Source organism: Azospirillum sp. OGB3, from assembly GCF_014192915.1.
Lineage (GTDB): Bacteria > Pseudomonadota > Alphaproteobacteria > Azospirillales > Azospirillaceae > Azospirillum.
Genome location: NZ_JACHYN010000007.1, coordinates 201,937 through 214,597, shown reverse-complemented (window position 1 = coordinate 214,597; position 12,661 = coordinate 201,937). Strand labels below are relative to the sequence as shown.

The window sequence follows — 12,661 nt, the reverse complement described above, 5'->3', positions numbered from 1 at the left end:
TCAGCCCGCGACTTTCTCCCACCCCATCTTCTGGTACCGGTATTCCAGGATCGTCGGCGCCGCGCAGGCATAGCCGACCCAGACGCCCAACGTCATCAGGGCGCCGACCGGCCACAGCGGGATGGAGATGAGGATCAGCGCCGCGTGAATCGCGGCGTGCAGCCATTCGGCCTTTTTCGCGAAGTAGATGGGGCCGAGCAGAAAGGCCCAGAGGATCTCGCGGTTGGTCACCGCCTCACGCTGGCCGTTCGTGGGATTCTCGAACATCATCCCGGACGGAGCCGCCGCCATCCCTGCCTCCCCTTGGTTGTTTTCCATTCTATTTGGGGAGGCAGTCTGGACGACGGCGGCCCGGCCTGTCGAGGCCGAAACGGTCTTTTTTCCGGATGGTGGAGACGGTGTCCCGACGGATGGATCAGGACACCGCCCCCTCCCGCCCGGCTCCCTCCCTTCCGGCCCCCTCCCTTCCGGCCTGGGCCATGGCCAGGAAGCGCCGGCACTGCTGTTCACGGTCGTAGCCGAGCAGCGTGCCGAGGATGAAATCCTCCTCCGGCGTCAGCTGGTTCAGCGGCTTGCGCACGACGCTCCGCACCATCGCGACGCAGGCCGGGTTGCCGAAGAAGACGTTGACCTTGGCCTCGGTCACCGTCTGGACGTGGTAGTCGACGAACCGCTCCGCCAGCTTGCGGGTCACCGTGTCGGCGTCCCGCGTGCTGAGCGTCATCATGACCATGGGCCGGACGCCCTTGCTGTACTCGTACAGATGGTGCCCGAGCAGGTGGATGGGCATGGTCGACCCGTCCTGGGCCGATCGGTCAGGGGGCATCACGCCAATTGGCTGATCCATGCGGTGATCCGTTTGTCGGTTTGGGAGGACTGGTTGTCCTGGTCGAGCGCCAGCCCGACGAACCGCCCGTCGCGTTCCGCCGTGGAGCCCGAATGCTCGTAGCCGGTGGTGTCGGTGAAGCCGACGACGACCCCGCCTTGCGCCACCACCTGATCGTAGAGCGTGCCCATGGCGTCCACGAAGGACTCCGGGTAGGTCACCTGATCGCCGGTGCCGAACAGGGCAACCTTCTTGCCGTTCAGGTTGGCGGCCTTCAGCGTGCCGAAGTTGGCCTCCCAATCGCATTGCAGGTCGCCAACGCCATAGGTCGGCGCACCGAGGATCAGCAGGTCGCAATTCTCGAAATCCGCGGCGGAGGCGCGGGCGATGTCGACGGTCTTTCCCTGAATCTTCTTCGCGATGCGCGAGGCGACCGACTTCGTCGCGCCGCCGTCGGAGCCATAGATGATCGTGACGTTCATGGTCTCTCTCTGGGCAATCCTGTGGGCCAATCGGATCAGGGCCGGCAAGCAAAGGCGAGAACGTCCGGCCTGGGATGAATGATAATAAGAATCATTCGCATTTGCAATATGACCATGAACGGTTTGTGGGAATTCCGCGAAGGGGAGGCCGCGCCGCCAGGGACGGCGCGGCCTTCAGGGGCTCAGGAGCCCTTGTGCGGGGACACGTTGGGCAGCAGCGCGGCGAACAGGCCGAGCAGGGGAACGGCCGAGCAGGCCTGGAACACGAAGCCGATGCCCTTCCAGTCGGCCAGGACGCCGAGCCCGGCGGCGGCCATGCCGCCGATGCCGAAGGCCAGACCGAAGAACAGGCCGGAGACCATGCCGACGCGGCCCGGCATCAGCTCCTGCGCGTAGACGATGATGGCGGGGAAGGCCGAGGCCAGCGCCAGCCCGATCACTGCGCTGAGCGCGACCGTCGCCGTCAGCCCGACATGGGGCAGCAGCAGCGTGAAGGGCAGGATGCCCAGGATCGAGATCCAGATGACCGTCTTGCGTCCGATCCGGTCGCCGACCGGCCCGCCGATGATCGTACCCGCCGCCACCGCCGCCAGGAAGACGAACAGGCAGAGTTGCGCGGAGTCCGGCGCCATGGCGAAGCGCTCCATCAGGAAGAAGGTGTAGTAGCTGGTCAGGCAGGCCAGATAGACGTATTTGGACAGGATCAGCACCATCAGCACGGCCAGCGCCCGGTTCACCTGCCCGTGGGTCAGGCCGGGGTGACGGATCGCGGCGCCGCGGCGGACCGGGCGGGCGTGGTCGCTGCGCGCGTACCAGCGCCCGATGCCGGTCAGCAGGACCATGCCGCCCAGCGCGGCGAGGGCGAACCAGGACAGGCTTTCCTGCCCGCGCGGCAGGATGATGTAGGCGGCCAGCAGCGGCCCCAGCGCCGAGCCGGCGTTGCCGCCCACCTGGAACAGCGACTGCGCCAGCCCGTGCGCGCCGCCGGAGGCCAGACGGGCGATCCGCGACGCCTCGGGGTGGAAGACCGAGGAGCCGAAGCCCAGCAGGGTCGCCCCGATCAGCAGCGCCGCGTAGTTCGGCGCGAAGGCGAGCGTGACCAGCCCGATCAGCGACGCCCCCATGCCGATGGTCAGGGAGTAGGGCGCCGGCCGCCGGTCGGTGGCGAGCCCGATGATCGGCTGAAGCAGCGAGGCGGTGATCTGGTAGGTCAGGGTGAGCAGGCCGATCTGCGCGAAGCTGAGGTCGAATCCGCCCTTCAGGATCGGGTAGATCGCGGGCAGCAGGGACTGGATCAGGTCGTTCAGCAGATGGCAGACGCTGATCGTCCCCAGGACGGGCAGCGCCGTCCCCCCGGCCTTGGGCCGGGACAGGGTGGTGTCGGTCACGGAAGGAAGCCTTTTTTGGCGCTTGGTTTGCGGGCGGCGCGTTGCTTGGTGTGGAGCAACAGCCTATGGTGAGCTGCAACGGCCTGCCACCGCGGTCAGGCCGACTTCTTACGAGACTGGGCCATGGTCCGGAACCTGCGCATCGACACGGTCGAGGAGTCGCCCAGCCCGCTGATCGCCCTGGGGCAGGATCACGCCGACGGCACCTTGCTGGCCGCCCACACGCACCGGCGCGGGCAACTGCTGTCCGGGGCGACGGGGACGCTTGTGCTATCCACCGCCCAGGGGCGCTGGGTGATGCCGCCCCATTGCGGGCTGTGGATTCCACCGGGCGTCCCGCATGAGGTCCGCATGATCGGGATGGTCATGACGCGGAGCCTCTATCTGGCCCCCGCGCTGGCCGACACCATGCCGGCCCGCTGCGAAGTGGTGGCGCTGTCGCCCTTCTTCCGCAGCCTGATCGGGCGGGCGATCGACGTGCCGGTGGACTACGACCCGGAGAGCCACGACGGCGCGGTGATGGCGTTGCTTCTGCACGAGATGCGGCGGCTTCCGGTGGAGCCGCTGTCGCTGCCCTTTCCCGCCCACGCCGCCCTGGCGGAGCGCTGCCGGCGGTTTCTCCAGGAGCCGACGATCCAGGCGACGATCGAGGACTGGAGCGACGGGCTGGGCATGAGCCGCCGCAACTTCACGCGGCTGTTCCGGCGCGAGACGGGGCTGAGCTTCGTGGAATGGCGCCAGCAGGCGTGCTTGGTGTCCGCCCTGCCGCGGCTGGTCGCCGGGGTTCCGGTGACGACGGTCGCGCTGGACCTCGGCTACGACAACCCGGCGGCCTTCACGACGATGTTCAAGCGGACGCTGGGAGCGGCGCCGCGCGCGTATCTGGCGCAGGCTGGTGCTCATGGCGCGGAACGTTCGGCCTGAGGCTCTCTGTATCTCTGTGGTTCAAATGCCGAGACCAAAGAAGAAAAGCCCCGCCGGAGCAATCCCGGCGGGGCTTTTCATCAACGCGGAAGTCCTTGCACCCAGCCCCCCTCCCGACCTCCCCCCGCTTGCGCGAGGGGAGGGGAAGGAGTGCAGGTGGATCAGGCGGCGACCGTGTCGGCCACGTCCTGGAACTCCTTGATCTGGTCGAAGTTCATGTAGCGGTAGATGTCGCCGGCCTTCTGGTTGATGACGCTCACCTGCTCCAGATACTCGGCCGGGGTCGGCAGCTTGCCCAGCAGGGCGGCGACGGCCGACAGCTCGGCGGAGCCGAGATAGACGCGGGTGTCGATGCCCAGGCGGTTCGGGAAGTTGCGGGTCGAGGTCGAGATGGCCGTCGAGCCCTTGCGGATCTGCGCCTGGTTGCCCATGCACAGCGAACAGCCGGGCATCTCCATGCGGGCGCCCGACTTGCCGAGAACGCCGTAATAGCCTTCCTCGGTCAGGATCTGGGCGTCCATCTTGGTCGGCGGGGCGATCCACAGGCGGGTCGGGATGTCGGTCTTCCCGTCCAGGATCTTACCGGCGGCGCGGAAGTGGCCGATGTTGGTCATGCAGGAGCCGATGAAGACCTCGTCGATCTTGTCGCCGGCAACCTCCGACAGCAGCTTCACGTCGTCCGGGTCGTTCGGGCAGGCGACGATCGGCTCCTTGATGTCGGCCAGATCGATCTCGATCACCGCGGCGTACTCGGCGTCGGCGTCCGGCTCCAGCAGCGACGGGGAGGATATCCAGTCCTCCATCGCCTTGATGCGGCGGCCGAGCGTCCGGGCGTCCTCGTACCCGTTGGCGATCATCCACTTCATCAGGGTGATGTTGGAGCGCATGTACTCGATGATCGGCTCCTTGTTGAGCCGGACGGTGCAGGCGGCGGCGGAACGCTCGGCCGAGGCGTCGGACAGCTCGAACGCCTGCTCTACCTTCAGCTCGGGCAGGCCCTCGATCTCCAGGATGCGGCCGGAGAAGATGTTCTTCTTGCCCTTCTTCTCCACCGTCAGCAGGCCCTGGCGGATGGCGTAGAGCGGGATCGCGTTGACGAGGTCACGCAGCGTGACGCCCGGCTGCAGCGCGCCCTTGAAGCGGACCAGCACCGATTCCGGCATGTCCAGCGGCATGACGCCGGTGGCCGCGGCGAAGGCGACGAGGCCCGAGCCGGCGGGGAAGCTGATGCCGATGGGGAAGCGCGTGTGGCTGTCGCCGCCGGTGCCGACGGTGTCGGGCATCAGCAGGCGGTTCAGCCAGGAGTGGATCACGCCGTCGCCCGGACGCAGCGCGACGCCGCCGCGGGTCGAGATGAAGGTCGGCAGCTCGCGGTGGGTCTTGACGTCCACCAGCTTCGGATAGGCCGCGGTGTGGCAGAAGGACTGCATGACCAGGTCGGCGGAGAAGCCGAGGCAGGCCAGATCCTTCAGCTCGTCGCGGGTCATCGGGCCGGTGGTGTCCTGCGAGCCGACCGTGGTCATCTTCGGCTCGCAATAGGTGCCCGGACGCACGCCCTGGCCCTCGGCCAAGCCGACCGCGCGGCCGACCATCTTCTGGGCGAGCGTGAAGCCCTTGCCGCTGTCCACCGGGGAGGACGGCAGGCGGAACAGGGTCGACGGGGCGAGGCCCAGCGCCTCACGCGCACGGGCGGTCAGGCCGCGGCCGATGATCAGCGGAATGCGGCCGCCGGCGCGCACCTCGTCGAAGATCACGTCGGACTTGACGGTGAACTCGGCGATCACCGCGCCGTTCTTCAGCGCCTTGCCCTCGTAGGGGCGCAGCTCGACCGTGTCGCCCGTCTCCATCTGCGAGACGTCGAGTTCGATCGGCAGGGCGCCGGCGTCTTCCATCGTGTTGTAGAAGATCGGGGCGATCTTGGAGCCCAGGCAGACGCCGCCGAAGCGCTTGTTCGGGACGAAGGGGATGTCCTCGCCCGTCCACCACAGCACGGAGTTGGTGGCCGACTTGCGCGAGGAGCCGGTGCCGACCACGTCGCCGACATAGGCGACGAGGTTCCCCCGGGCCTTCAGATCCTCAAGCTGCTTGATCGGGCCGCGGACGCCGGCCTCCTCCGGCACGATGCCGGGGCGCGGGTTCTTCAGCATGGCCAGGGCGTGCAGCGGGATGTCCGGGCGCGACCAGGCGTCCGGGGCCGGGGACAGGTCGTCGGTGTTGGTTTCGCCCGACACCTTGAAGATGGTCAGAGTCAGGCTGGCCGGGACCTCGGGGCGCGAGGTGAACCACTCGGCGTCGGCCCAGGACTGGATCACCGCCTTGGCGTTGGCGTTGCCCTTGTCGGCCAGCTCCTTGACGTCGTGGAAGTAGTCGAACATCAGCAGCGTGGTCTTCAGACCGGCGGCGGCGGCCTCGCCGCACTCGGCGTCGCCCAGCAGGTCGATCAGCGGCTTGATGTTGAAGCCGCCGAGCATCGTGCCCAGCAGCTCCGTCGCCTTGACCTTGGAGATCAGCGGCGAGGTCTCGTTGCCCTTGGCGAGCGAGGCCAGGAAGGCGGCCTTGACCTTGGCGGCGTCGTCGACGCCCGCCGGGACGCGGTGCGTGATGAGGTCGACCAGGAAGGCTTCCTCGCCCTGCGGCGGGTTCAGGAGAAGGTCGACCAGCTCCTCGGTCTGCTTGGCCGAAAGCGGCAGGGCGGGAATTCCGAGCGCGGCACGCTCAGCGACATGCTGGCGGTAAGCTTCAAGCACGGTGCGGTCCTCTCATCCAAGGTTGCTCAACAGTCGTCCGATTCCCCGACCGGGGGCGCGCTCGCGGACCCGGCTTTTTGCCCTTGCGGCGTCTTGCCACGCCGCTGGTCCTACCATTCCGGAAGGAACTTCCGCGGAACGGAGATGTCTTACGTCGCCACCTTGGGAGTCGTCAAGTCAACGCTCCGCCTGCGACACGTTTTCAGGCGCCGGCCATAGAAGTGGTATTACAACTTGCTCCCGCCGGCCCTGTGGAAGGGTGGCGATTTCCTGAATTCCTCATGGTTTTTGCAATGATCGCCCCGCCGGGGTTTCTGCGCGGGCCGCCGCATCACCATGTCTACCCCGTCGGCGAAGAGGTTGGCCGGCGCAGAGGTTGATGGTGAACAATTGGGCATGTAGGGTGTTCTGGCCGGCATCCACGGCACCGCGCAGGCCTCATGCCCTCAGGCTCCATGCCCCTTCGACACCGGATCACCGCCCGGTTCCTCAGCGTCCTTCTGGCGCTGGCGCCGCTGCAACCGTTGCCAGCCGCCGCACCTGCGGCGGTGTCCGCCGGGCTGGCCGCGGCCACCGCCGCGCTGCTCTGGCCGCAGGCGGCGGAAGCGCGGGCCGGCGGGGGCCGAAGCTCCAGCGGCGGATACAGCCGTCCGTCCGTGCGCACACCGTCCTTCTCCACCCGCTCCGCCCCGTCGCGCGCGCCGTCCACCGGCAGTGGGGGCTACAGCCGTCCTCAGGGCGGGCCGTCCTTCGGATTTCCCGGCGGGGCGCCGTCCGGCGGCGGCGACGCGGGTGTGTCCCGGCGTTCGAGCGGCGAGGCTCTGGACCGCTACCGCGCGCAACAGCAGCAACAGCAGCAGCGGGAGCGCACCCCGCCGGTGGCCGCCCCGCCGCCCCGTTCCGGGCCCGGGTCCACGTCCGGGTCCGGCTGGGGCGGGGGAGGATGGCAGGGCGGCGGCGGTTCCGGCGCAGGCTGGGGGCAGCGGCGCACCGGCGGCTATGGCCCGGGCGGCTGGTACGGCGGCTGGCGCCCGCCGGGCTGGGCCTATGGCAGCCGTCCCAGCTTCGGCCTGTGGGACGGGCTGTTCCTATGGTTCCTGCTCGATAACCTGTCGCGCCCCGGCTACGCCGACTGGTTCCACAACCACCAGGGCGACCCCGGCTACGCGGAATGGCGCGCGGAGGCGGAGCGGCGCGCGCAGGACGACCCCGACCTGCGCCGCCGCCTGGACGATCTCGACACCCGCCTGCGCGCGCAGGAGGACCGGCCGCGTGACCCCGGCTACCTGCCTCCCGACATCCCGCGCGACGTCGCGCAGGCCGCGCCGGAGACGCCGCCGTCCCCGGCCGAGTCCAGCGGGGGGGGCGTGGGCACCTTGCTCCTTCTGATTCTGCTCGTCGGAGGGATGGTGGTGGCGGTGACCGTCCTGCGCCGCCGTTCGTCGGGTTCCCGATCCGGAGGTTCCGCCATGACCCGTTCGCCCTGGAGCAACGCCGCCAGCACCGCCGCCGGCATCGTGAAGGCCAAGGCCACCGGCGAGTCTTACGAACCGTCGCTGTTCCGCGTCGGCATGACGCTGACGCCCGATCCCACGCCCTTCCTGCTGGGCGGCGGCGCGATCAAGGCCACCGCGCCGGAGGGCGCCGGCTCGATGGTCAGCGTGGCGGCCGTCGGCACGCTGACGGGCGGCGGCGTGACGCTGCACCGGCTGTATCTTCCGGGCGGGAAGGGTTTCTACCAGCTTCATCTTGGAGCCGGGGGGGCGCCGGACGAATGTCGTTGGTTCTCCATTCTGGACGAGGTGCACCCCACCGACAATGACGAATGGGGTTTCTGGCTGGACCCCGGCGATGGGATGATCGGCTACCCGCAGTTCCAGACCAAGGACGGCAAGCTGTACGGGCGGCAGTGGTCGCCCGGCGCGTCCCGCATCGCCCCCGTCGCCTTCGACGAGACTCTGACCGACCACCGCGGCAGCCGCACCCGCCGCGTGACCGCCATGCTCTACGCGGCCCCCACCGGAGCCGCCGACCCGGCGCCCCGCACCGAATATGTGCTGGTCGCCGCGGTGGAGGACGGCGGCGAGGCGTGGGTGGAGGTCCGCGCCGGCATCGACGTCAACCCCGCCTCGCTTTCGCTCGCCTGAGTTTCCCGCCTCATCCCGCCAGCCCTTACGGAAGACACCATGGACACCAGCGTCGCGCAAATCCTGCAAGGCCTCGAATCGGGCCTGCCGCTGCTGCTGCTGCATTTCGGAGCGACCCTGGCTCTGTTCCTGATCGGGGTGGCCGTCTACGTCGCGGTCACGCCGCTGCACGAGCGCGAGTTGCTGGCGAGCGGCAACCAGGCCGCCGGCGTGGTGCTGGGCGGCACGATGGTGGCGCTGGCGATCCCGCTGGCGGCGACGCTGGCGACCAGCCTCGTCCTGGTGGACATCCTGATCTGGGGAGCCGTTGCGCTGGCGCTGCAATTGATTACCTTCCTGATCGCCATCCGGCTGTTCCGCGACCTGCGCACGATGATCGAATCCGGCAACGTCGCGGCGGGCACGGCGTTGGCCGGACTCCAGATCGCCATCGCGCTGTTGAACGCCGGAGCCATGGCGGGCTGAAGGCCCGCCGAACCAGAGAGGAACCGCAACCATGATCTCGTTCATCCGCAACCTCGTCGGGGTGAAGACCGATCAGGCCGTCCAGTCGGCGGTGGAAGCCCTGGTGCGCTGGGACCCGAAGGCCGCGACGGAGGCCGAACTGCGCACGATGGAAGAGCATCTGGACAGCCTCGGCCTTCAGGTCGCGCAGGCGCGCGCCGCCTATGAGAAGGAGCAGAAGGAGGCCGAGGCCATCCTTCAACTCTCCCGCCAGCGCATGGCCGCCGCCGAGCATCTGCAGCGCCAGATGGAGGCGGAAGCCGACGCCGGTCGCAAGGCGCAGCTCGAAAAGAGCCTGGAAACGCTGGTGGGGATGCTGGAGCAGATGGCTCCGGACATTGATCGGGAGGAGCGGGACGCCGTGGACGCGCGCGAGTTCCTGACCATGCTGGAGACGACCTACGCCGAGGCCGGCGGCAAGCTGAAGGCCGCCCGCAGCGCGTTGCAGCGGGCCGAACGGGACATGGGCCGCGCCGCCCAGCAGCGCGACATGGCCGAGCAGCGGGCGGAGGCGGCCCGGCAGGCGGCGGGGCTGAGCGGCGCCACCTCCAGCCTCGGCACGGCGCTGAAGGCGATGCAGGACGCGGCGGCCCGCGACCTCGCCCAGGCGGAGGCGTCCAGCGCCAAGGCCCGCCTGCTCAAGCCGTCCAAGCCGGAAGAGGACGATCCCAACATCAAGGCGGCGCTCGACGCCGCCACCGGAGCGAAGCCGGCGCCCAGCAGCCTGTCCGACCGTCTGGCCTCCCTGAAGAGCCGGCATTGAGGAATGAATAGGATCATCCTATCGGTAAGATAGGATGATCCGCATCGATCCTATCGAAATTCTCCGCCATGATGCGAGCGGTGAAAGTCTGCTCGGTGGAGGACGACCATGCGCAGGTCCATGGCGGAGCTGTTGAACGAACTGGAGCGGCACGGCGTGCGGCTGCTGCCGGGTGGCCGCCTGTTGGTGCCGGGCGACGTTCCGGCGCCGCTGCTGATGCGCGCCCACCGCAACCGCCGCGCCCTCAGCGCCGCTTTGGCGCCGCCGCGCGGTTGACGGCGCGCCTCATCCCGACCTTGACCCCAGAACGCGGAGCGTTGTTCCTGCGCGGACGGCGCCCCACGTCAATGCAACGCCCCCGATGTTCCGGGCGATCCCGTGCCCAACCAGGAGACCCTGTGTGACGATCCAACTGACCACCCTCGCCAACGGATTCCGCGTGCTGACGGACCACCTGCCGCATCTCGGCACGGTGACCAGCGGCGTCTGGGTCGGCGTCGGGGCGCGCAACGAACGGCCGGCGGTGAACGGCATCGCCCATTTCCTGGAGCACATGATCTTCAAGGGAACGGAAAGCCGGGACGCGCTGGGCATCGCGCTGGAGATCGAGAACCGCGGCGGCGAGTTCAACGCCTACACGGATTACGACGTCACCGCCTATTACACGCAGATGGCGGCCAAGCACGTCGACGTCTCCTGCGAGATCATCGGCGACATCGTCCTCAACTCCGTTTTCCCGGAGGAGGAGGTGGAGAAGGAGCGCGGCGTGGTCATCCAGGAGATTGGCCGCTACGCTGACGAGCCGGAGGACGTGGTCTACGAGGCGCTGCGCCGCACCGCCTTCGACGGGCAGGCTCTCGGCCGCCCGATCCTCGGCCCGAAGGAGAACGTCGCGGGCTTCGGGCGGGAGCATCTGTTCGACTATGTGTCCCATTACGACCCGCGCCGCATGGTCTATGTGGTGTCCGGCAACGTCGATCACGGCACCGTGGTGCGCCGGGCGGAGGCGCTGTTCGGTCATCTGACCGCCAAGGACGCCCCGTTCCACGAGACGGTCGTCAACAAGGGTGGGGCGGCGCTGCTCAAGCGCGACGCCGAACAGGTGCATTTCATGGCGGCCTTCCCCGGCGTCGGCACCGAGGATTCGGCGAGCTACGCGCTGCGCCACCTCGCCAACATCCTGGGCGGCGGCATGACCTCCCGCCTGTTCCAGGAGATCCGGGAGAAGCGCGGGCTGGTCTATTCGGTCTACGCGGCACCCATCCAGTACGCCGACGGCGGTGCGCTCAGCTTCTACGCCGGGACCGGGCCGGAGGAGGTGGCGGAGCTGGTGCCGGTCTTCTTCGAGGAACTGCGCAAGGCCCGCGATGGCGTGACCGCGGTGGAGCTGGAGCGGTCGAAGGAGCAGATGCGCTTCTCGGTCGGCAAATCGCTGGAATCGACCATGCGCCGTGCCGACCGATTCGCCCGCACCCTGCTGCGCACCGGCGAGGTGCGGACCATCGAGCAGATCTTCGAGCGCATCGACGCGGTGACGCCGGAAGATGTGGCGGCGGCGGCCAACCGCGTCTTCGCCGGCCCGATGGCGGTGTCCGCGGTCGGCAAGCTGGACCATCTGCCGTCCTACGAGGACATGCAGGGGATGCTGCAGGCGGCGTGAGGCTGTCGTGTAGCGACGTAGTGCCCCCACCCCGGCCCTCACCCGCTGGGCGGGGGAGGGAGATGACTGCGAAGTGCCCTCTGTCCCCTCCCCCGCCCAGCGGGGGAGGGTTAGGATGGGGGCGCTACGTTACCCCTACCAGACCACCACCGGCAGCGCCGCGACCTTCAGCGGCCCGAGGAACAGCCCGCGGTTCTGCACGGTGACCGGGGCGGTCAGCACCGGCTCGCCGTTCGGCCCGGTGGGGCGGGCCAGCAGGCCCAGCATCGTGCGGGCCATCGCCAGTTCCTTGGGCCGGAACATTCCCTGAAGCGCGTCCAGCACCGCCTGATACCCGCGCACCTCCGCGGTCAGCGCGGCCTGCGGCTGCAAGGCGGTGTCGAGCGCCAGCGTGCCGTTCATCGCCAGCTTCAGCGGCCCCCAATCCAGGTTCAGCCCATCGAGCTGGAGCGTGCCGCCGTCGCGGCTCCAGGCCGACAGGCTGACCGGTTCCGGCTTCGGCGGCTGGCCGAGGATGCGGGCGGTCAGCAGGAGGCGCTGCACCTCACGGCCCAGCGCGTCCGGCGCACCCTCGGGCAGGGTGGCCCCGCGCGCGTCCAGCGTGACGGACAGGCCGGTGTCGGTGTGGCTGGCCGGCGGCTCGGCGGGCTGGCTGGCGGTCAGGTCCAGGGCGGCGATGGGAATGGGCAGGGCCTCGGGCTGCGCCACGAGGTTGGTGAAGGCCAGCCGTGCCTCCACCGGCTGGCCGGTCAGGGTGAGGGCGACATGGCCCTGGCCGCCGTCGCGGGCGACCAGAGTGAAGGGCGGCTGGCTGGGCTGGACCACGGTCGCCCGCTGCTCGCCGGGAAGCGACAGCGCGATGCGCGTGTGGTTCCAGGGCGGCGCCTCCGCCACCAGACGGGCGCCCCGCCACTCCACGTCGCGGGTGGCGAGGTGTGGCGACTCCAGCGCGGCGCGGATGGTGAAGGGATAGCCGCCGACGCTCAACCCGCCATGGGCCACCACCGCGCCCGCCGCCCGCTGCTCGTCCATCCAGGCGAGCACGCCGCGCTCCACCGCCGAGGCGGCCTGCCACCACCACACCGAATAGGCGCCGGCCAGCAGGGCCAGGGCGAGAACGGCGAGGCCCAAGATCTTCCGAACGCGCATCTGTGGCATTTCCGTTTTGTGGCGCCCACCTTATAGCGGGCGGCCAGGGGCCGTGCTAGCATTCACCGTGT

General features: G+C 69.2%; 12 protein-coding genes. 6 read left to right on the top strand and 6 right to left on the bottom strand.

Annotated elements, in window-relative coordinates; all coding sequences use genetic code 11:
• From FHW79_RS16590 to FHW79_RS16575, 4 genes are all read right to left on the bottom strand, one after another.
• Entirely contained in the window at nt 1-291 is a 291-nt protein-coding gene (locus tag FHW79_RS16590) for a hypothetical protein (RefSeq protein WP_183179945.1), read from the bottom strand.
• Between the two features lie 124 nt (nt 292-415).
• Nucleotides 416-847, bottom strand: a complete 432-nt coding sequence (locus FHW79_RS16585; RefSeq protein ID WP_247884424.1) for a DUF2023 family protein — start codon at nt 845-847, stop codon at nt 416-418.
• Nucleotides 826-1,308, bottom strand: a complete 483-nt coding sequence (fldA, locus tag FHW79_RS16580) for a flavodoxin FldA (RefSeq protein ID WP_103041405.1) — start codon at nt 1,306-1,308, stop codon at nt 826-828. The genes FHW79_RS16585 and fldA overlap by 22 nt, the downstream gene beginning before the upstream one ends.
• Before the next feature lie 182 nt (nt 1,309-1,490).
• Complete coding sequence (locus FHW79_RS16575) at nt 1,491-2,696, bottom strand: MFS transporter (RefSeq protein ID WP_183179944.1); 1,206 nt, start codon at nt 2,694-2,696, stop codon at nt 1,491-1,493.
• 123 nt (nt 2,697-2,819) lie between these two features.
• Between FHW79_RS16575 and FHW79_RS16570 the strand changes: the two genes are divergently transcribed.
• Nucleotides 2,820-3,620, top strand: coding sequence for a helix-turn-helix transcriptional regulator (locus tag FHW79_RS16570; RefSeq protein WP_183179943.1), 801 nt, complete (start codon nt 2,820-2,822; stop codon nt 3,618-3,620).
• A 161-nt stretch (nt 3,621-3,781) separates the two neighbouring features.
• On the opposite strand, the gene acnB is transcribed toward FHW79_RS16570, so the two are convergent.
• Nucleotides 3,782-6,367 (bottom strand): bifunctional aconitate hydratase 2/2-methylisocitrate dehydratase, encoded by a 2,586-nt coding sequence (gene acnB, locus FHW79_RS16565; protein WP_183179942.1) that lies wholly within the window; start codon nt 6,365-6,367, stop codon nt 3,782-3,784.
• Between the two features lie 455 nt (nt 6,368-6,822).
• On the opposite strand from acnB, the gene FHW79_RS16560 reads away from it, so the two are divergent.
• The 5 genes from FHW79_RS16560 (at nt 6,823) to FHW79_RS16540 (ending at nt 11,441) form a co-directional block, all read left to right on the top strand.
• On the top strand, nt 6,823-8,514 hold the full coding sequence (locus FHW79_RS16560) for a DUF2491 family protein (protein ID WP_247884423.1): 1,692 nt from the start codon (nt 6,823-6,825) through the stop codon (nt 8,512-8,514).
• Nucleotides 8,515-8,553: 39 nt separating this feature from the next.
• Nucleotides 8,554-8,979, top strand: coding sequence for a DUF350 domain-containing protein (locus tag FHW79_RS16555; protein ID WP_183179941.1), 426 nt, complete (start codon nt 8,554-8,556; stop codon nt 8,977-8,979).
• A 31-nt stretch (nt 8,980-9,010) separates the two neighbouring features.
• The gene (locus FHW79_RS16550) at nt 9,011-9,781 is read left to right on the top strand and encodes a hypothetical protein (protein WP_183179940.1); all 771 of its coding nucleotides are present in this window, start codon (nt 9,011-9,013) and stop codon (nt 9,779-9,781) included.
• Between the two features lie 108 nt (nt 9,782-9,889).
• A complete protein-coding gene (locus FHW79_RS16545; RefSeq protein ID WP_014197640.1) occupies nt 9,890-10,057 on the top strand; it encodes a hypothetical protein in 168 nt (55 codons plus the stop codon).
• A gap of 124 nt (nt 10,058-10,181) precedes the next feature.
• Nucleotides 10,182-11,441 carry a pitrilysin family protein gene (locus FHW79_RS16540; protein WP_183179939.1) on the top strand — a complete coding sequence of 420 codons (1,260 nt, stop codon included), beginning with the start codon at nt 10,182-10,184 and terminating at the stop codon, nt 11,439-11,441.
• 135 nt (nt 11,442-11,576) lie between these two features.
• Here FHW79_RS16540 and FHW79_RS16535 read toward each other — a convergent pair whose 3' ends face one another.
• Complete coding sequence (locus FHW79_RS16535; protein WP_183179938.1) at nt 11,577-12,590, bottom strand: DUF2125 domain-containing protein; 1,014 nt, start codon at nt 12,588-12,590, stop codon at nt 11,577-11,579.
• Nucleotides 12,591-12,661: the final 71 nt, after the last annotated feature.